22 protein-coding genes are annotated in these 18,648 nt (G+C 39.2%); 18 read left to right on the forward strand and 4 right to left on the reverse strand.

Annotated elements, in window-relative coordinates; genetic code table 11:
• The first annotated feature begins 1 nt into the window (after window position 1).
• Both ACFO5T_RS02870 and ACFO5T_RS02875 read left to right on the forward strand, forming a co-directional pair.
• Window positions 2–955, forward strand: a complete 954-nt coding sequence (locus tag ACFO5T_RS02870) for a bifunctional riboflavin kinase/FAD synthetase (protein WP_380031874.1) — start codon at window positions 2–4, stop codon at window positions 953–955.
• A gap of 3 nt (window positions 956–958) precedes the next feature.
• A complete protein-coding gene (locus ACFO5T_RS02875; RefSeq protein ID WP_380031876.1) occupies window positions 959–2,383 on the forward strand; it encodes an HTTM domain-containing protein in 1,425 nt (474 codons plus the stop codon).
• Here the strand turns inward: ACFO5T_RS02875 and ACFO5T_RS02880 are convergent.
• From ACFO5T_RS02880 to ACFO5T_RS02890, 3 genes are all read right to left on the reverse strand, one after another.
• Complete coding sequence (locus tag ACFO5T_RS02880) at window positions 2,313–2,651, reverse strand: hypothetical protein (protein WP_380031878.1); 339 nt, start codon at window positions 2,649–2,651, stop codon at window positions 2,313–2,315. The genes ACFO5T_RS02875 and ACFO5T_RS02880 overlap by 71 nt on opposite strands.
• A 195-nt stretch (window positions 2,652–2,846) precedes the next feature.
• Window positions 2,847–2,981: a hypothetical protein gene (locus tag ACFO5T_RS02885; RefSeq protein ID WP_380031880.1), complete on the reverse strand. Its 135-nt coding sequence runs from the start codon at window positions 2,979–2,981 to the stop codon at window positions 2,847–2,849.
• A 349-nt stretch (window positions 2,982–3,330) separates the two neighbouring features.
• Complete coding sequence (locus ACFO5T_RS02890; protein WP_380031882.1) at window positions 3,331–3,933, reverse strand: DUF6705 family protein; 603 nt, start codon at window positions 3,931–3,933, stop codon at window positions 3,331–3,333.
• Window positions 3,934–4,272: 339 nt separating this feature from the next.
• Between ACFO5T_RS02890 and serS the strand changes: the two genes are divergently transcribed.
• The 16 genes from serS to ACFO5T_RS02970 all read left to right on the forward strand — a co-directional run bounded on the left by serS (window position 4,273) and on the right by ACFO5T_RS02970 (window position 16,754).
• Entirely contained in the window at window positions 4,273–5,544 is a 1,272-nt protein-coding gene (gene serS / locus ACFO5T_RS02895) for a serine--tRNA ligase (RefSeq protein WP_375252621.1), read from the forward strand.
• A 128-nt stretch (window positions 5,545–5,672) separates the two neighbouring features.
• Window positions 5,673–7,466, forward strand: a complete 1,794-nt coding sequence (locus ACFO5T_RS02900; RefSeq protein ID WP_380031884.1) for a tetratricopeptide repeat protein — start codon at window positions 5,673–5,675, stop codon at window positions 7,464–7,466.
• Window positions 7,467–7,478: 12 nt separating this feature from the next.
• Window positions 7,479–7,787 carry a DUF4286 family protein gene (locus ACFO5T_RS02905; protein ID WP_298349332.1) on the forward strand — a complete coding sequence of 103 codons (309 nt, stop codon included), beginning with the start codon at window positions 7,479–7,481 and terminating at the stop codon, window positions 7,785–7,787.
• 49 nt (window positions 7,788–7,836) lie between these two features.
• Window positions 7,837–8,703, forward strand: coding sequence for a 16S rRNA (adenine(1518)-N(6)/adenine(1519)-N(6))-dimethyltransferase RsmA (gene rsmA / locus ACFO5T_RS02910; RefSeq protein ID WP_298349329.1), 867 nt, complete (start codon window positions 7,837–7,839; stop codon window positions 8,701–8,703).
• A 71-nt stretch (window positions 8,704–8,774) separates the two neighbouring features.
• On the forward strand, window positions 8,775–10,124 hold the full coding sequence (mgtE, locus tag ACFO5T_RS02915; RefSeq protein WP_380031887.1) for a magnesium transporter: 1,350 nt from the start codon (window positions 8,775–8,777) through the stop codon (window positions 10,122–10,124).
• Complete coding sequence (locus tag ACFO5T_RS02920) at window positions 10,121–10,549, forward strand: acyl-CoA thioesterase (protein ID WP_380031890.1); 429 nt, start codon at window positions 10,121–10,123, stop codon at window positions 10,547–10,549. The genes mgtE and ACFO5T_RS02920 overlap by 4 nt, the downstream gene beginning before the upstream one ends.
• Before the next feature lie 45 nt (window positions 10,550–10,594).
• Window positions 10,595–10,981, forward strand: a complete 387-nt coding sequence (locus ACFO5T_RS02925; RefSeq protein ID WP_380031892.1) for a cupin domain-containing protein — start codon at window positions 10,595–10,597, stop codon at window positions 10,979–10,981.
• 9 nt (window positions 10,982–10,990) lie between these two features.
• Complete coding sequence (locus ACFO5T_RS02930) at window positions 10,991–11,161, forward strand: hypothetical protein (protein WP_380031894.1); 171 nt, start codon at window positions 10,991–10,993, stop codon at window positions 11,159–11,161.
• Complete coding sequence (locus tag ACFO5T_RS02935; protein ID WP_380031896.1) at window positions 11,161–12,108, forward strand: 2-hydroxyacid dehydrogenase; 948 nt, start codon at window positions 11,161–11,163, stop codon at window positions 12,106–12,108. The genes ACFO5T_RS02930 and ACFO5T_RS02935 overlap by 1 nt, the downstream gene beginning before the upstream one ends.
• A 24-nt stretch (window positions 12,109–12,132) precedes the next feature.
• Complete coding sequence (locus ACFO5T_RS02940) at window positions 12,133–12,645, forward strand: DUF4199 domain-containing protein (RefSeq protein ID WP_380031898.1); 513 nt, start codon at window positions 12,133–12,135, stop codon at window positions 12,643–12,645.
• A 22-nt stretch (window positions 12,646–12,667) separates the two neighbouring features.
• Complete coding sequence (locus ACFO5T_RS02945) at window positions 12,668–13,063, forward strand: VOC family protein (RefSeq protein WP_380032202.1); 396 nt, start codon at window positions 12,668–12,670, stop codon at window positions 13,061–13,063.
• A gap of 60 nt (window positions 13,064–13,123) precedes the next feature.
• Entirely contained in the window at window positions 13,124–13,558 is a 435-nt protein-coding gene (locus ACFO5T_RS02950; protein ID WP_375253537.1) for an NINE protein, read from the forward strand.
• 91 nt (window positions 13,559–13,649) lie between these two features.
• Window positions 13,650–13,979, forward strand: a complete 330-nt coding sequence (locus ACFO5T_RS02955; protein WP_035325968.1) for an ArsR/SmtB family transcription factor — start codon at window positions 13,650–13,652, stop codon at window positions 13,977–13,979.
• Window positions 13,979–15,403, forward strand: a complete 1,425-nt coding sequence (locus ACFO5T_RS02960) for a pyridoxal phosphate-dependent decarboxylase family protein (protein WP_380031900.1) — start codon at window positions 13,979–13,981, stop codon at window positions 15,401–15,403. The genes ACFO5T_RS02955 and ACFO5T_RS02960 overlap by 1 nt, the downstream gene beginning before the upstream one ends.
• Window positions 15,404–15,446: 43 nt before the next feature.
• Window positions 15,447–15,938 carry a GNAT family N-acetyltransferase gene (locus ACFO5T_RS02965; protein WP_380031902.1) on the forward strand — a complete coding sequence of 164 codons (492 nt, stop codon included), beginning with the start codon at window positions 15,447–15,449 and terminating at the stop codon, window positions 15,936–15,938.
• Window positions 15,939–16,040: 102 nt separating this feature from the next.
• A complete protein-coding gene (locus ACFO5T_RS02970) occupies window positions 16,041–16,754 on the forward strand; it encodes a flavodoxin family protein (protein WP_380031905.1) in 714 nt (237 codons plus the stop codon).
• 16 nt (window positions 16,755–16,770) lie between these two features.
• Here the strand turns inward: ACFO5T_RS02970 and ACFO5T_RS02975 are convergent, their stop codons facing one another.
• A complete protein-coding gene (locus ACFO5T_RS02975; protein WP_380031907.1) occupies window positions 16,771–18,585 on the reverse strand; it encodes a GNAT family N-acyltransferase in 1,815 nt (604 codons plus the stop codon).
• Between the last annotated feature and the right edge of the window lie 63 nt (window positions 18,586–18,648).

Below are 18,648 nucleotides of genomic sequence, written 5' to 3' on the forward strand. Positions count from 1 at the left end.
AGTGAAAACTCATAACAGCGCACATACATTTACCTCTCAAAAAGGAACCGTGGTGACCATAGGCACCTTTGATGGCTTGCACCTAGGTCACAGAAAGATTATAAACAGAATAAATGAGAGCGCCCGCGCAAATGGATGGGAGTCGTGCGTACTTACTTTTTTTCCGCACCCGCGTATGGTGTTACAAAAAGACACTTCGCTCAAGCTTATAAACACCATTGCAGAGCGTGAGCAACTGCTTGAGAGTTTAGACCTTGATCACCTGGTAATACACCCTTTTACACTAGATTTCTCTCGTTATCACGCAGAGACTTTTGTAGAAGAAATACTGGTAAACAGCCTTAATGCAAAAAAAGTGATTATAGGGTATGACCACCGTTTTGGCCGTAATCGTAATGCAAATATTGAAGATCTCAAGCTTTTTGGAAAAACGCTGGGCTTTGAGGTAGAGGAAATCTCAAAACAAGAACTAGAAGATGTAGCCATAAGCTCTACTAAAGTGCGCAAGGCACTAGTAAGTGGTAATGTGGCGCTAGCAAACAGTTACCTCAGTGCGCCTTTTATGCTTAATGGAGTTGTGGTAAAAGGTAAAAGCCTAGGTAGAACCATAGGCTACCCCACTGCAAACCTAGAAATAGCCGAAGATTATAAACTCATCCCTGCACAAGGCGTTTATGTAGCAAAAGCAATCATAAACGGTAAACCAGTATATGGGATGATGAATATAGGTACAAACCCTACGGTAGGAGGAAAGAAGCAAACTATAGAGACCTACTTCTTTGATTTTGATGAAGACCTTTATGGGCAACAGCTGGAGATACAACTACTAGAACGTATAAGAGAAGAAAAAACCTTTGACACTATAGATGAACTTGTCGCAGCGATGAAAACTGACGAAGCGTTTTCTCGTAAATTTATAGCATCACTAGAAGAATCAAATTCTCAAAACGCTTAACAAATGGGAATTAACAAGCTACTCTTTACAAGAATAGATAACAGCGCACTCATAGTTTTTAGAGTGTTTTTTGGTTTTCTTATTACTTGTGAGGCTTGGGGAGCACTCATTACTGGCTGGGTACGTCGCATACTTGTTGCGCCAGATTTTACATTTAACTTCATAGGCTTTGACTTTTTACAAACCTTTCCGGGCCCTGGACCACAAATGTATGCTTGGTTTGGGTTAATGGGCATTTTTGGGGTGATGGTAATGCTAGGCTTTAAATATCGTGTGGCGATTGTAGGCTATGCGATTATGTGGAGCACGGTATATTTTATGCAAAAAACAGCATATAATAACCACTACTATCTCTTGATGTTATTGCTCTGGATTATGGCTATACTGCCTGCGCACAGATCTTTCTCACTAGATGCACGCTTTCGCGAAAGCGTAAGAGACATCTCTATGCCACGATGGGTCACACTATTTATAATATTACAGCTGTGGATTGTCTATACTTACGCCTCTATTGCCAAAATATATCCAGACTGGCTAGATGCTACGGTGCCAGAAATATTAATGCGCGGTAAGAAAGATTACTGGCTCGTGGGTGCCGTATTGCAACAAAAGTGGACACACTGGGTGATTGCCTACGTAGGAATTCTTTTTGACGGATTAATCATCCCAGCATTGCTTTGGAAAAAGACGCGCAAGTGGGCATTTTTTATCTCTATTTTCTTTCATCTCTTTAACTCGTTTGTGTTTCAAATTGGGATTTTCCCTTATATGTCACTGGCATTTACCGTGTTCTTTTTTGAGCCAAAAACCATACACCGTATTTTCTTAAAAAGGTGGAAACCCTATTATGAAAACACAGGTAATGAGGTTGTAGTACCTAAGTATAAAGGAGCCCTTCTAGCGGTGTTTGCCGTGTATTTTATCTTTCAAATAGGTTTGCCATTGCGCCAGCATTTTATATCAGATAATGTGTTGTGGAGTGAAGAAGGACATCGCTTAAGCTGGCGTATGATGTTGCGTTCTAAAAGCGGTACCGTAAAGTTTACGATAGAAGACAAGGTAACAGGAAAACGTACTCCGCTAGACCACAAAGAATATCTTACTAAAAACCAACAGCGCAACATACGCTCTAAGCCAGATGTGATTTGGCAATTTGCACAGCACATAAAACGTCTTAGGGCTGCTCAAGGAGAAGATGTGGCTATCTATGTGCGTTGTAGAGTGCGCATTAATGGACGCCGTTCTAAATTATTGATTGACCCTAAGGTAGACATTGCGAGCGTGAGCTGGCAATGGTTTGAGCATAATAGCTGGGTGCTAGATAGTGAGGATTATCTCAATGACAAACCATTTTTTCCTAATGTAGGCTCTTTAGAAAAGCAGGAAGATCTTCGTGACTCCACGAGAGTTCGCCCTCCACTAAGATAACAGGAGTGTTAATCGTACCAGTTACACCTTGTGCCTCTAGCAGGTCCCACATTAATTTATGGTTCTTTTTATTGTCTGTTATATTGAGAAGCTTAAATGGCACATCATTATCTAGTAAATATGCGGTAGATCGCTGGCAGCGAGGGCAATCTGTATTATCAAAAATCACAATACCTGTATTAATCTTTGAGAGATCTCTTAATACTTTGCCTTTAGTTCTGGCAGCAATGATCTCTTTTTTGACCTGTTGTTCTTTGATGTTAGGCACTTCCTTCCAGCTCGTGCCATATTTATAATTGTAAGCGCCTGCGATGCTAAATGATGCAAGTTTTATTTTGTCTCCAGGAGCAACCTTTTTTGTGATTGGTCTGGTATAGCCACGTAAACCTTTTCGCTGCGTGAGTGTAAGTGTTACCTCTTGTGTTATAGCAGAGTTATTGGTTTAAGATGTATGCCCTAGGCATTATTGCGATAAACTCTTGTAATTCCTAATAAACACTAGCTTTTGATCCTGCTCTGTTGCTTCTATTTTTACAGGTTGGTTTTGAGCATTTGTAAACGTAGTGGTAATGAGGAGTAGTACTAGTATTAATTTCATTTGAGTCTTTTTTATAAAAATAATCAAAACCGCTCCCCAGAGCGGTTTTGATTATCAGTTGTTTAACTTTTATATTCCCAATAAAGAAAAACTAGAATTATTATAGTTACTGTGAAAAGTAACCTTAGAATAATTCTTTTAATGTTGTTACTCCTCAAATCTTTTACTAATAAAAAGAAAAAAGTGATTATTGAAAATGGAATAAATAAAATCACGAGAATCCAGCCTAATATGTTAGGCGTGTAGACACTCATTTTATATTCTATTGGTAAACAGAATATTATGAATGATAAAAGTGAGCAAGCATAAAACAAAAGGTTTATTTTTTTTGTTTTATAAGACATATTTGTTATTGCAAGGTCATAATGTAGGTTTGATACGGTATTCTAGGAATTAAATCTTGGTCACTCCCCTCGCCATAGGTAAGATAATGCCGCATTTCTAATTTTTCAACCCCATTTTCTTGAAAACGTCTTAATACAGATGAACTTCTAAGATTACGTTTTTCTGGATCAATCCAGAAAAGCATCAATCTTCTATCATCTGGCTGGCAATTATTGCAAGGAGGTCTGTGGTAATTTGCCATTAATGTATTACCTGATACATAGTGCTTATGTCCGATAATAGTTGGATCGTCAAGTAAAGGGAGGTAATCCATTATAGTTTGACCATCTTCAACGTATTTATATTCTCCAACAAGAATATCCTCAGATTTATTGAAAGTTCCATTTTCAATGTTTTCTACCTTTCGTAAATCTAAAGTTAAGATAGTGCCATTGTTATCTGATTCCCACACTCCTTCAAAATTATCTAAATCATTATCTAGATCTTTAAAATATGAACCGTCAGGAGCATCTGGATTTGCCTGCCACAAGGGCGTAATTTGTGCTTTACAGCTTAATGCTAAGCAAGCAAATGCAATGATATATGAGAGGTGTTTACCAATATCCATAATTGAGATTTCCTATTTTCTTCCTTCTTGGCAAGATGATAGTATTGTAAATATTAAAAAAGTAGCTGTGGTTTTCAGACTATTCACAAGACTCGTTTGTAGATGCGAGTAGCTCTATACCCAACTATAGATAACGGGAGTAAGAAATACTGCTCGGTTTTTTGATTGATGAATGACTGTAAAATTACAACCACTCGCGGCTACAATTTTACGGATTTCCGTAAAACGGGCTATATTTTTAAAATTTCTCTAGCTGCTTGTAAAAACTAGGTGGTGGCTTTCCTTTTACTTGCGGGCATTTCCTTAAATTTACCCTTTCGTTTTTAAAACCCATTTACTATGCTAGAAGTAGCACACATTAGAGAAAACAAAGAAGCTTTCGCGAAAGCGTTATCTAAAAGAAACATAGACGCCGCAACCTTGCTAGATCAAGTAATTGCTGCAGATGAGTTACGTCGTAATTCCCAGTCACAGTTAGATGAAGTACTTGCAGATAGTAATAAGTTTTCTAAAGAAATTGGGATGCTTTTTAAGAGCGGAGAGGCTCAAAAGGCAAATCTCTTAAAGGAGAAAACAGCCGGTCTCAAAGAGCAGTCTAAAACACTACAGGAGCAGCTTAATACGGCTACAGAAGAGCTTCAAAATTTACTATATCAACTACCTAACGTGCCTCACGATAGCGTGCCAGAAGGTAATAGTGATGAGGATAATGAGGAGATCTTTAGAGAAGGAGACATCCCAGTACTACACGATGCGGCGCTACCACACTGGGAGCTTGCAAAAAAGTATGACATTATAGACTTTGAGCTAGGTACAAAAATTACAGGAGCAGGTTTTCCGGTATATAAAGGTAAAGGAGCTCGCTTACAGCGCGCGCTTATCTCTTATTTTTTAGATAAAAATACAGCAGCAGGCTATACAGAGTACCAGGTGCCACACCTTGTAAATGAGGCTTCTGGTTTTGGTACAGGGCAACTTCCAGATAAGGAAGGGCAAATGTATCACGTGACAGAAGACGACTTATATTTAATCCCTACGGCAGAGGTGCCGGTGACTAATATGTTCCGCGGTGATTTGCGCAGTCATAGTGAGTTGCCTATTACTTGTACTGGGTACACACCTTGTTTTAGAAGAGAGGCAGGGTCTTATGGGGCGCACGTACGTGGGCTTAACAGGTTGCACCAGTTTGATAAAGTAGAGATTGTGCGTATCGAGCACCCAGATAAGAGTGCTGCGGCGCTAGACGGGATGGTAGATCACGTAAAGACAATCTTGCAAGAACTAGAATTGCCATACAGAATCTTACGTCTTTGTGGTGGTGATCTTGGGTTTACCAGTCACCTTACGTATGATTTTGAACTATTTAGTACAGCACAAGATCGCTGGCTAGAGATAAGCTCTGTGTCTAATTTTTTGACCTTTCAGGCAAATCGTTTAAAACTTCGTTTTAAAGACCAAGATGGACAAAACAAGCTTGCACACACACTTAACGGTAGTGCCCTTGCATTACCACGTGTACTCGCAGGGATTTTAGAAAATTGCCAAACTCCAGAAGGGATAAAAATCCCTAAGGCACTTGTGCCGTACTGTGGTTTTGATATGATAGATTAAAAAAAATCACTTTCCACGCAAAGCCATTTCTTTAATGAGAAGGAGTGTAGCCTTTGTAATGGAACACTATTATAATATAGAAACGTGCTGCAGCAATGCTATGGCACGTTTTTCGTTATCTTTAGGCTATGAAGAAGAGTTTGTTACTACAAGTTGTTATGGTGTTGCTGGTTTCCGCTTTCGCGAAAGCGCAATCAGAACAGCTAGCGCGCAATTATGCAGACCAAGGCGAGTATCAAAAAGCCATTATCTCTTACAAAAAAGCCCTAGTAAAACAACGCGGAAACAGTGTGCTACTCGCTGGGCTCATAAAAAGTTACCAGCAACTAGAGCAGTATAATAAAGCCGAAGAGGTGATAAGTCAAAATCTTAAAACCACGAGAGATAAAGGGTTTTTACTAGTAGAGTTAGGGTATAACCACCAGCTGCAAGAGCAAGACTCTATAGCCAGAAGTTATTATGATCAGGTAATTGAAGGCGTAGCAAAAGGTACAATGAATCCTTATCGCGCCGCTCGCACCTTGCAACAACATAGCTTGCTAGAAGAAGCCGTGCGTACCTATGAGGTGGGTATGGAGAGTAACCCTAGTGCAAATTTTAATATACAGCTAGCAAAACTATATGGGGAGCTAGGCGAAGTGCAAAAGATGTTTGATGCGTATCTAGATCTTATAAATAGAAGTGGGAAGTATGTGCAGGTGGCACAACGCAATTTCTCAATTTATATAAATGATGACCCGCTTAATGATGCAAATATCATTTTTAGAAAAACATTACTAAAGCGATTACAGTCTGAGCAAAACGTACTTTATAATGATTTGCTTAGTTGGCTATTTATCCAGCAAAAGCAGTATAACAAAGCCTTTGCTCAAGAAAAAGCTATTTACCGCCGTACAGACGGTAGGTATGAAGGTTTAGAAAACCTTGCAGATATTGCGATAGAAGAAGGTGAGCTAGAAGATGCTAGAGAGATCTTACTATTTTTAAAAGAAAACATCGCAAATGAAGATGTAAAGCTAGAAGCCGAACAGAAACTTATAAAGATAGACATCGCTAGTGCTAGCACTGCAGCTGCGCAAGAGGCTATAAAAAACAGGTATGAAGCAATTCTTGAAGAGTATGGTCAAACACCATTTACCATACCGCTACAGATAGATTATGCGCATTATTTAGCTTTTAATATGGAGCAGCCAGATGCCGCGATTACGTATCTTAAAAAATCACTTAAGTCACCGTTAAGAAGATTTGACGAAGCGCGACTCAAGATGGAGCTTGCAGATGTACTCGTGCTCAAAGAGAAGTTTAACCAGGCACTTATCTATTACTCACAGATCCAGAACAAGATTAAAAATAATGTCATCTCACAAGAGGCACGATTTAAAGTGGCACAGACGAGTTACTATAAGGCAGATTTTGACTGGGCAGAGGCTCAGCTCAATGTACTTAAAGCAGGAGCCACACAACTCATTGCAAATGATGCCTTAGAGTTGCTACTCGTGATACGCGATAACTCTATGGATGATAGCTTGCAAACGGCGCTCAAAAAGTATGCTACGGCAAGCCTGCGTGCATATCAAAACAAGACCGAAGAGGCAATCACGCTATATGATGATATACTAGAGGTTCATAAGGGAGAAAAGATAGAAGATGAGGCACTACTATCTCAAGCAAAACTTCTTGAAGCTAAGAAAGATTTCAAAAAAGCCGAAAAAAATTACCTCACCATCATTGAGTATTATAGCGATGGCGTACTGGCAGATGATGCTTATTATCGTCTAGCAAGATTATACGAAGGACCACTCAATGAGCCAGAAAAGGCAAAAAATAATTATGAGCGCATCATTTTTGACCTTGCAGATAGTATCTATTATGTAGAGGCGCAGAAGCGATTTAGGAATTTGAGAGGAGATGCAATTAATTAGAAAACATAGAAAATGCTTATATATAACGTTACCATAAACATAGAAGAGTCTGTTGAGAAAGAATGGCTTACCTGGATGCAAGAAGTACACATACCAGAAGTAATTGCAACCGGAAAGTTTGAAAAAGCACTTATGACAAAAGTACGCGCCGAAGAAGAGATGGGTGGAGTAACCTACTCTGTACAATATGGTTGCCCTAGCCAGCAGCACCTTGATGCCTACTATGCCGAGGATCAAGAAAGAATGCAAGCGTCTATTAACAAGTTTGCGGGTAAATTTGTCGCTTTTAGAACAGAGCTTGAGGTAATCTCGCAGCACTAGTTTTCAGGCAAGGAAATACAAGTAACGCTTACTCACTAGCCCCACTACGATGTCAAAACAACAAAAGAAGAGAAAATTTGAAAAGCCGCACGCAAACCGTGGTCATCGCGATCAAGGGGTGAAGGCAAAAAAGCACTTGGGGCAACACTTCTTAGGTGACGAGTCTGTGGCAAGAGATATTGGGGACACGCTCACATTAGAAGGCTATAAACACATCTTAGAGATAGGGCCTGGTACGGGAGTACTCACCAAGTATATTCTCGCAAAACCTGCACAACTCACGGTGATGGATCTAGATACGGAGTCTATTGAGTATTTAAGAAGCTCGTTTACGCTAGAGCATAAGCTCAATGATGAGAAATTTACCGTACTAGAAGCCGATTTTTTAAAGTACGACCTAGACACTATTTACCCTGGCGAGCCACTAGCAATTACGGGAAACTTTCCATATAACATTAGTACGCAAATAGTTTTTAAAACTATTGAGCATAAAGAGCGCATCCCAGAGTTTACAGGTATGTTTCAAAAAGAAGTTGCTGCGCGCATTTGTGCAGATCACGGGAGCAAGACCTACGGCATTTTATCTGTGCTAGCACAAGCATTTTATGATGCAGAATACTTATTTACGGTACCTCCCACTGTTTTTATTCCGCCACCTAAAGTAGATAGTGGAGTTTTGCGCTTAAAGCGAAAAGAAAACTTTAAAGACATAGGTTGCACAGAAGAGATGTTATTTAAGGTTGTAAAAATGGCATTTCAGCAGCGCCGAAAGACGTTGAGAAACAGTCTTAAGGGTATGGGGTTAAGTGACCGCTTTCGCGAAAGCGAAATTCTCAATAAACGCCCAGAGCAAATCTCTGTACAAGGCTTTATAGAACTTACAGCAGCAATCACAAAAGATATACAAGAGCAGTAAAATCTCTAGGCATTGTAATTACTCTGCGCAAGGGGTTTTCCTATATTTGTACTACTAGTAAAAACAAACCTATGCAATTTCAACTCACAAGCAATCTCATAGACCAGATACAAGCACACGTAGCTGTTCAAGATGAGGTAGCCCTCAAAGAATTGCTTACAGATCTTCACCACGCAGATATTGCAGAGATCCTTGATGAGGTAGATGCAGATGAGGCTGCCTACCTAGTACTTCTCTTAGATAGTGAGCAAACTTCTGAAGCTCTTATGGAGCTAGATGAAGATGTGCGAGAAAAACTTCTAGAAAACCTAACTCCTGCCGAAATTGCAGATGAGGTAGAAGAAATGGATACCGATGATGCGGTAGATATGATAGGTGAGCTAGATGATGATATACAGCTAGCAGTCATAAACCAGATAGAAGATGAAGAACATAGAGCAGACATACGTGAGATGCTGCAATATGATGAGAATAGTGCTGGTGGTCTTATGGCAAAGGAGCTTATCAAGGTAAAAGAAACCTGGACAGTGGCAGGGTGTGTGCGTGAGATGCGCCGCCAGGCAGAAGAGGTGACTCGAGTACACTCTATCTACGTGGTAACAAAAGAAAATGAACTCATAGGGAGACTATCGCTCAAAGACCTTCTTACCTCAGATACGAGAACAAAAATATCTGAAATCTATATACCTAAAGTAGACTCTGTAAATGTAAATGACCCAGCAGAAGATGTTGCAAAGGTGATGCAAAAGTATGACCTAGAGGCTATACCTGTTGTAGATGATAAGCGTGTGCTGCAAGGACGTATTACAATAGATGATATTGTAGATTTTATAAAAGAAGAGGCCGAAAAAGATTACCAGATGGCAGCAGGTATCTCTCAAGATGTAGAGGCAGATGATAGCATACTACAACTCACTCGTGCGAGATTGCCTTGGCTATTTTTAGGATTACTAGGTGGTGTAGGAGCTGCGGCTATTATGGGCGGTTTTGAAGAGGTGTTAAATGATCACGTTATTCTTTTACTATTTACACCGCTTATTGCTGCAATGGCTGGAAATGTAGGGGTGCAATCTAGTGCGATTATTGTACAAGGTCTTGCAAATGATGATGTAAAAGGAAGCATAGGTAACAGATTAATTAAGGAAATGCTGCTCGCAATGCTTAACGGTGCTGCGCTGGCCATTGTATTGTTCTTTTACGTGTGGATATCAGAAAGTGCGGTAGACTATGCGACGTCTATATCAATTTCGCTATTTGTTGTAATCATTGTTGCCGGGATTATAGGTACGTTTATTCCGTTGTTTTTACATAAAAGAGGGATTGATCCTGCGATTGCAACTGGGCCGTTTATTACTACAAGTAATGATATATTTGGAATACTTATTTACCTCTATATCGCAAAACTTATACTAGGTATTTGAGCCAGAAAAGCTATGAATATCACCTCACCGTACCAGCATCTGCTATAGATGTGCTCAATCACGTAAACAATGTCGTTTACTTAGACTGGGTGCAAATTGCTGCATCAAAACATTGGAACCACGTAACGAGAGACTATTTTAAAGACGAAGACCCAGCCGAAGAGCGACTAGGCATCAATAAAATGGCTTGGGTGGTGATGGATCACCATATAAAGTATCACGGCCAGGCATTTAAAGATGACGAGATTGTCGTAACAACTACGGTGGTTCAAATCTCTGGCGTGACCTCGCAGCGACATACCACTATAAAACGCAAGGGAGAAGAAAAAGTACTGGTGAATGCAGTTACAAACTGGTGCTTGCTCAAAATGCCCCAAGGACGACCTATGCGAGTACCGGTGGAGGTAGCCCAATTATTTGCGTAGTATAAAGAGGTCCTTATGTGTATCTTTATATCATAAGAAACACATATGAAACCCATTAATATCCACGAGATATTCACCAAATTTGATAAGCAATGGCATCCGCACCAGGTTGCTACGGTAGATGATATGCAAGTACTTTTAGCAAAGGTTTCGGGTGAGTTTGTATGGCACAGTCATAAGGATGAAGACGAGTTGTTTTTTGTGCAAAAAGGGGTGTTAGAAATGCGCTTTCGCGAAAGCGGAAACTCAGATAAAGAATGGTCTGAAACGGTACATCAAGGTGAAATCATAGTTGTACCTAAAGGCGTAGAACATTGCCCAACTACCAAAGATGGAGAAGAAGTACACCTACTGCTTTTTGAAAAATTAAGTACGGCTCACACAGGAGAAGTAATAGACGCCAAAACTCAAACAGATTATCCTAAAATTTAAAAGAGAAATATGAATAAGACCAAGATAGTAGGAATTATTGTTATGGCCATTGCGGGGATAATATTATATGCATTTGATGACACATCTGGAGGCATAGGTTTTGTAACTGGTTTAATGATGGCAATAGGATTAGGTCTCTTTTTAGGTTGGATTCCTGTGAGAAAAAATAAAATTAAGTAATGAAAATACTCCACCTAGATAATAACCACCCGCTACTGGTAAAGCAACTTGAAGAAGCAGGCCATACTAATGTTGAAAATGTTACTATCTCAAAAGAAGAGACAGAGGCGATCATCGCAGATTATGAGGGTATTGTAATACGCAGTCGTTTTAAAATAGATAAGCAGTTTATAGATGCTGCTCCTCACCTTAAATTTATTGCTCGCGTAGGCGCAGGCCTAGAGAGTATAGATATCCCTTATGCTGAGAGTAAGGGCATTTATCTCATTAGTGCGCCAGAGGGTAACCGCAATGCCGTAGGGGAGCAATCTCTAGGGATGCTGCTCAGTCTTTTTAATAATTTAAATAGAGCAGATGCACAGGTAAAAGTGGGTCACTGGAACCGGGAACCTAATCGGGGTGTTGAGCTAGAAGGAAAGACCGTGGGGATCATAGGCTATGGTAATATGGGGAAAGCTTTTGCTAGAAAACTGCAGGGTTTTGACTGTAAAGTGCTTTGTTATGATATAAAAGAAAAGGTGGGTGATAGCAATGCTACGCAGGTGTCACTGAGCCAATTTCAAAAAGAGGTTGATGTTGTGAGTTTACACACGCCTTGGACTCCACAAACAGATAAAATGGTAGATGCTGCTTTTATAGATACTTTTGCAAAACCATTTTATCTCATAAATACCGCAAGAGGGAAATCTGTTGTGACAAAGGATCTTGTAGCAGCTATGAAAGCAAAAAAAGTACTAGGAGCTGGACTGGATGTGCTTGAGTATGAAAAATTATCTTTTGAGAATTTATTTACCACAGACGGAAATTCAAACTTACCAGAACCCTTACAATATCTTATAGAGCAAGATAATGTACTCCTCACGCCACACATTGCAGGGTGGACGGTTGAGAGTAAAATAAAGCTAGCGCAAACCATAGTAGATAAGATACTGCAGCGTTTTTCTTAAATTGATGTTTTAAAAGATAAGTATATGAGTTTAGTGATAAAGAAATTTGGTGCGATTGCATTCTTTTTAGGTCTCCTAGGGTTTACACTCGCGCTTTATTTAGGTAAGAGCCTAGATTACGGTACGCAAGAACTCGTAGGTTGGGGAGTTATGGGTATGACAGCAGCGATGGTGTATTTTGGGGTGGCTTACCAGCGTGACACGGTTAATGCGGGTAAAATCTCTTTTGGTAGCGCTTTGAAAACGGGAATTATTATTGCTGCTTTAGGCGGTTTAGGTGTAGCACTTGCAGATATATTGTATACTTTATTTGTAAATCCATCTTTTTTTCTTGAGTATAATGACTATGCTAGAGATCTAGCAGAGCAGTCTAATAATCAAGCTGCGATAGATCAACTTGCTCGCCAGCGAGAGATGTATGAGGATTATAGTGGTACTCAAATGTCATTTATAGCTGGATTAATGATGTTTGTAATGACGTTTATGCTTGGTTTTGTGGTGAGCTTACTTGCCGCTGTGATTTTAAAGAAAAAATAGTTCATCATACGATAATACTTTAATTATGAAAAGAGTAACAGGCATAGGCGGGATGTTTTTTAAGAGTGAAGATCCAGATGCTCAAAAGAGTTGGTATAAAAAGCATTTAGGCATTCCTACAGATCAATACGGCTGGACATTCTGGTGGCGTGATGAAAATGGTAATAAGTGCTCTACACAATGGAGCCCTATGAATGCGGATACAGAATACTTCTCTCCCAGCAAGAAACAGTTTATGTTTAATTTTAGGGTAGATAATCTGATAGAGTTACTTAAAGTACTTAAGGCAGAAGGTGTCACTGTAGTAGGAGAGGTAGAGGAGTATAGCTATGGTAAATTTGGCTGGATACTAGATCCAGAAGGAAATAAAATTGAACTCTGGGAGCCTATAGACAGCGTTTTTGAAAAAGATAATTAGCACGATAATCACGTACATCTTTTTTGTAGTTTTAAGGGCAACAAACTAACAACCAATAATATGAGTACAGAAGACAACAAAATACCAGGCGACAAGCCCGAAAATGATGGCAAACGTATGGCAGACGATGCAAAAGATGCTGTAAATGACTTTGCAGAAGATGCTAAGGAGACTGCAAAAGAGTTTGGCCAAAGCGCAAAAGAAGAGTGGGATAAAGTGACAGGAAGTACAGAAAGTAAAAAAATACTTGCAGGAATTTTAGCAATTTTTCTTGGAGCATTTGGAGTACATAAATTTATCTTAGGATACCAGAAAGAGGGTATCATAATGCTTGTACTAAGTGTTGTGGGAATAGTACTTTCTTGTGTAGGTATAGGCGTGCTTTTAGTTTGGGCTGTAGGCCTAGTAGGACTTATAGAGGGGATTATTTATCTCACAAAATCTGACGAAGAATTTTATAACACATACCAAGTGGGTAGAAAACCTTGGTTCTAGTATAATTTAAAAGCTCAGTTTAAGACTGAGCTTTTTTTATTTTCTGTTTTAATGTAATATTGCGATATTACATATTCAAATAAAACGTATTATGGGAGTTACAAAGAGACATATACACTCTATGAGAGCAAATCAAATTGCAGATGTTGCAAAGATTCTTTCTAATCCTGCAAGAGTGGCTATTATAGAATACATAGGAGATTGTGATGGCTGTTTGTGTCAAGATATATCAGATAAGATACGATTATCACAGCCTACAACCTCTCAACACCTGCAGGTTATAAAGAGAACCGGAGTTTTAAAAAGTCAGTTTAAAGGGAAAGCGCAATACTACAGTATAGATGCACGTAAATGGGGGCAACTACAGACCTTGTTTAATGACTTTTTTGAGCTTACAAAATCAAAAATGGCAGATAAGTAATGAGCACTTCACTATTGCATAAAGCTTATGATAGTGCGCTCTTTAAAAGTGAAGGAGAGCAACTTGTTAGTTTGCTAGCAAACTATCTACATACTACAACAACGGATGGTTCAGATAAAGTGCTTAGATGGACAGAGCCAAAAGATGAGTACACATTTTGGCAACAGTATCTCTCAACATCACATAGCACTTCAGACTTTTTTAAAGAAGTACTAGAGCGATCTATACACACGCATCACCCTAAATATATTGGCCATCAAGTTGCACCCACTGTACCAGTGTCTGCTCTTGCAACATTATTGAGCGCACAACTTAATAATGGGATGGCAGTATATGAGATGGGAGCTGCTGCCACGGCAATAGAGCGCCTCGTTATAGACACCTTTTGTAGGGCCATAGGCTACACAAACGGAGATGGATTTCTCACCTCTGGAGGTACCCTTGCAAACCTCACTGCGCTTCTTGCAGCACGCAGGGCTAAGGCTACAGATGATGTGTGGAATGAAGGTCACAGTAAGAAACTAGCCATTATGGTTTCAGAAGAGGCACATTATTGTGTAGATAGAGCCGCTCGTATAATGGGACTAGGAAGTGACGGAATCATAAAAGTACCAGCAGGCGATAATTACCAGATACAGACAGATGCTTTAGAGTCGTATTATACTTCGGCGATAAAAAATGGTTTTGAGGTAATTGCAATTGTAGGCAGTGCGCCAAGTACGAGTACGGGAGTTTATGATGATTTGGATGAGGTTTACGCTTTCGCGAAAGCAAAAAAAATATGGTTTCATATAGATGCTGCACACGGCGGTGCGGCCATATTTTCTAAAAAGTATAAGCACCTTCTTAATGGAGCCCATAACGCAGATTCTATTATTATAGATGGTCACAAAATGATGGGAACTAGCGCCATCACTACAGCCGTTATTTTTAAAAATAGCACAGATAGCTATGCCACCTTTGAGCAAAAAGCGCAATACCTATGGGAGAAAAATGATGATGCAGACTGGTTTAATATGGCAAAGAGAACCTTTGAGTGCACAAAGAGTATGATGAGTGTGCGCTTTTATGCTATTATAAATGCATATGGTTTACAGTTTTTTGACGATTTTGTAACGACACTTTATGATGCTGCACAGCAATTTAGCGATCTCATAGCTGGCCAGCAAGATTTTGAAATTGCTCTTGAACCGGTGTCAAATATTGTTTGCTTTAGATATAAACCTTCTAATCAAGAGGGTGTTAATGAAGTAAATAAGCGTATAAGAAGAGTTCTTCTAGAAGATGGAGAGTTTTATATAGTAGCTACCACGCTACGTGGTGAGTATTACTTACGCACTACGTTTATGAATCCTTTTACTACAGGAGCGCATACGGATGGTTTACTAAAAAAAATACGAGCTATTGCAGCTGCCAGTTTTTAAGAGCATCTTTATAAGAGATTGAGATGTTGAAAAGTTTTATACAGTGATCATTAGACCATTATTAAAAGAGGATTACACCCATTGCGCTCAGATTTATCAAGATGGGTTAGATACAGGTATGGCAACTTTTGAGACTATAGTCCCAGACTGGGTAAGTTGGGATGTTAAGTTTTTAAAGCAGTGTAGATTTGTAGCAATTAAAGAAGAGGTTATACTAGGTTGGGTAGCACTCACTCCATTTTCTACCCGTGAAGTTTATAAGGGTGTAGCAGAGGTTACCTTATATATTTCTAAAATTGCCAGGGGCAAAGGGATAGGACGAGCATTACTTATGGCCATAATAAAGGAAAGTGAGCGAGCGGGATTCTGGACTTTACAAGCCAAAATCTTTGCTCGAAATGAAGCTAGTATCGCTTTATTTCAAAAATGTGGTTTTAGAATAGTGGGTGTACGTGAGAAGTTAGCGATGAGAGATGGTATATGGCACGACAATGTGCTTTTTGAGAGGAGGAGTGAGCTGTTTTATGTAGTATAAGGGAATAGGAGATTCTCTAGAATGGTGTTTTGGTGAGGGGTTAAGAATTCATTATCAATGGATTTGTAAGTAATGAGTAACTTATAGGACAAAATCTACCATATGAAAAATACAAACGACTTCTCGGCATTAAAAGCTTTGTACATTAACTGTACTCTTAAAAAGACACCACGTATGAGCCATACTCGAGCTCTTATGGATGTATCAATGGATATTATGAAATCTAAAGGGGTCGCTGTAGAGCATCTACGCTTTGTAGATCACGACGTTGCTTATGGTGTATATCACGATATGACAGAACACGGTGAGCATAAAGATGAGTGGCCGGCTATTTTAAAAAAAATAGAAGAAGCAGATATTCTTGTAATAGGTAGCCCTATATGGCTGGGAGAAAAATCTTCTGTAGCGACAAAACTGATTGAACGCTTGTATGGAGAGAGTGGTAACCGTAATGAAAAAGGGCAATACTATTTTTACGGTAAAGTAGGTGGTTGTATTATTACTGGTAATGAGGATGGTATAAAGCACGTTGCTATGGGAACACTCTATGCTTTGCAACATATAGGTTACAGTATTCCTCCTCAAGCAGATTGTGGGTGGATAGGTGAGGCAGGACCAGGTGCTAGCTATAATGATGAGGAAAGTGGTGCAAAGAATAATGACTTTACAAATCGTAATACCACCTTTATGACATATAACTTACTGCATCTTGCAAAAATGCTTAAGGATCAGGGTGGATACCCTGCTTATGGTAATTCTAGAGGTGATTGGGATGATGGGACAAGATGGAATTTTGAAAATCCAGAATATAGATAGAGACTCTTGTACGGGCCTACTCCTCTTCTGGGGTGCGTTGCCCGTACTTTTTTTCTAGCTCTGCTTGAAACTCTTCCATAACAGGTTTTACAGTGTTTTCTGGAAGATCTGATATGCGTATGTACATCAAGCCATCTATAGCATTGTTAAAGAGGGGGTCTACATTAAAGGCTATAACCTTTGCATTTTGTTTTATATATTTTTTAATAAGAACAGGGAGACGTAAAGAACCTGGTTCTACCTCTTCTATAAGCTTATCAAACTTGTTGAGATCTGCTTTACTTTCATCAAAAACAAATTCTTTATCTGCATCTTTAAGTTTTACTTTCCACTCCTTTTTTGGGCGTATATACTGTGCCACGTAAGGATCATAATAATGGGACTTCATAAACTCTATCATAAGAGATTTTGAGAAGTTAGAAAACTGGTTTGAGATACTTACACCACCTATGAGATATTTGTGTTCTGGAAAGCGAAGTGTGGTGTGTACAATACCTTTCCACAATAGAAAAAGTGGCATAGGCTTTTGTTGATACTCTTTTGTGATAAAAGCGCGTCCCATCTCTATACTCTCGCTCATCATTTTGTGAAGCTCAGGTTCAAAACGAAAAAGATCTTGAAGGTAAAAACCATCAATTCCATATTCTTTATAAATTTTTGACCCTAGCCCCATTCTGTATGCTCCGGCAAGAGTGTTTTCTTTATTATCCCATAAAAACATATGGTAATAATACCTGTCAAATTTATCGAGGTCTATGGCTTCATTTGTTCCTTCACCAATGGCTCTAAATGTGATCTCTCTCAAACGGCCTATCTCACGTAAGATGTTAGGTATCTCTTGAGCAGGGGCTAGGTAGACTTCGTAGTTTTTACTTTGTAGTAAACGACGGTCTTTTTCGCGCAAGCGTAAAATTTCATCTTCTATGAGATCACTACTTATTTCGGTTACGATCTTTTTAGGTTCTTTTGTGACCTTAAGCTTTTGCGGGATATCTTTAAGTAAGCTGTTTTTTTCAAAAGAGTTTGCAAGCATATATGTTTTCTTGCGTAAGAACTCTGTAAAATCTGCCAGTGACTCGTGCTCCTTTTGTGCAGCAACTTTAATAGGATTACCTATACGTACTTTTATGACTCTATGCTTTTGAGTTAGAAGTTCGCTAGGCAACTTTGCGGTACGTAGTGTGTCGCTTAGTCGTGATAGTTGATAAAAAAGCCTGCTGTTTTTTGCGTGAAAATAAATAGGGACAACCGGAACCTCTGCTTTTTTAATAAGCTTCATTGCTGCTTCTTCCCACGGCTTGTCTATAATGAGCTTATCATCTTTATAGGTAGATACCTCTCCTGCAGGAAATACACCTAGAGGGTGACCGTCTCGCAGGTGTGAGATGGCGCTTTTAAAACCTGCAATACTAGATTTTACGTCCTTTTTATTTTCAAAAGGATTTACAGGCATCACATAAGGCTTAAGTGGCTCGATACGGTGTAATAAAAAATTTGCTATGATTTTAAAATCTGGACGCTGCTCAAGCATAAGTTTGAGCAGTAATATTCCGTCTATGCCCCCTAGTGGGTGATTTGATATCGTAATGTAAGCGCCACTCTTTGGGAGTCTCTTAAGGTCTTCTTCTGGGATTTCAAATTTAATCTTAAACTCGTCTAGTAGTGCATTGAGAAACTCGAGATCGCCTAGGTGCTTATTGCGATCATAGATTTTATTTGCCGTAGAGATTTTTAGAACCTTCATTAATGACCACCCAATAAAAGTGCCTACAAAACCGAATTTATCGACATTGATAGCGCGAGCAACTTCTTTTGCGGTGACTAGACCCATACAATTATTGGTAGTTTATTAAGAAGGCAAATATAACAAATAGGGGTGCTGTAATTAAATTTT

Source organism: Dokdonia genika, assembly GCF_042652845.1.
Lineage (GTDB): Bacteria > Bacteroidota > Bacteroidia > Flavobacteriales > Flavobacteriaceae > Dokdonia > Dokdonia donghaensis.

What these genes read in the sequence shown, in the direction of transcription:
- ACFO5T_RS02960 (WP_380031900.1), top strand. Translation starts at nt 13,979, where the DNA reads ATGAGCACTTCACTATTGCATAAAGCTTATGATAGTGCGCTCTTTAAA.
- ACFO5T_RS02905 (WP_298349332.1), top strand. Translation starts at nt 7,479, where the DNA reads ATGCTTATATATAACGTTACCATAAACATAGAAGAGTCTGTTGAGAAA.
- ACFO5T_RS02890 (WP_380031882.1), bottom strand. Translation starts at nt 3,933, where the DNA reads ATGGATATTGGTAAACACCTCTCATATATCATTGCATTTGCTTGCTTA.
- ACFO5T_RS02955 (WP_035325968.1), top strand. Translation starts at nt 13,650, where the DNA reads ATGGGAGTTACAAAGAGACATATACACTCTATGAGAGCAAATCAAATT.
- ACFO5T_RS02970 (WP_380031905.1), top strand. Translation starts at nt 16,041, where the DNA reads ATGAAAAATACAAACGACTTCTCGGCATTAAAAGCTTTGTACATTAAC.
- ACFO5T_RS02935 (WP_380031896.1), top strand. Translation starts at nt 11,161, where the DNA reads ATGAAAATACTCCACCTAGATAATAACCACCCGCTACTGGTAAAGCAA.
- ACFO5T_RS02925 (WP_380031892.1), top strand. Translation starts at nt 10,595, where the DNA reads ATGAAACCCATTAATATCCACGAGATATTCACCAAATTTGATAAGCAA.
- ACFO5T_RS02885 (WP_380031880.1), bottom strand. Translation starts at nt 2,981, where the DNA reads ATGAAATTAATACTAGTACTACTCCTCATTACCACTACGTTTACAAAT.
- ACFO5T_RS02940 (WP_380031898.1), top strand. Translation starts at nt 12,133, where the DNA reads ATGAGTTTAGTGATAAAGAAATTTGGTGCGATTGCATTCTTTTTAGGT.
- rsmA (WP_298349329.1), top strand. Translation starts at nt 7,837, where the DNA reads ATGTCAAAACAACAAAAGAAGAGAAAATTTGAAAAGCCGCACGCAAAC.
- ACFO5T_RS02930 (WP_380031894.1), top strand. Translation starts at nt 10,991, where the DNA reads ATGAATAAGACCAAGATAGTAGGAATTATTGTTATGGCCATTGCGGGG.
- ACFO5T_RS02875 (WP_380031876.1), top strand. Translation starts at nt 959, where the DNA reads ATGGGAATTAACAAGCTACTCTTTACAAGAATAGATAACAGCGCACTC.
- ACFO5T_RS02950 (WP_375253537.1), top strand. Translation starts at nt 13,124, where the DNA reads ATGAGTACAGAAGACAACAAAATACCAGGCGACAAGCCCGAAAATGAT.
- ACFO5T_RS02975 (WP_380031907.1), bottom strand. Translation starts at nt 18,585, where the DNA reads ATGGGTCTAGTCACCGCAAAAGAAGTTGCTCGCGCTATCAATGTCGAT.
- ACFO5T_RS02900 (WP_380031884.1), top strand. Translation starts at nt 5,673, where the DNA reads ATGAAGAAGAGTTTGTTACTACAAGTTGTTATGGTGTTGCTGGTTTCC.
- mgtE (WP_380031887.1), top strand. Translation starts at nt 8,775, where the DNA reads ATGCAATTTCAACTCACAAGCAATCTCATAGACCAGATACAAGCACAC.
- serS (WP_375252621.1), top strand. Translation starts at nt 4,273, where the DNA reads ATGCTAGAAGTAGCACACATTAGAGAAAACAAAGAAGCTTTCGCGAAA.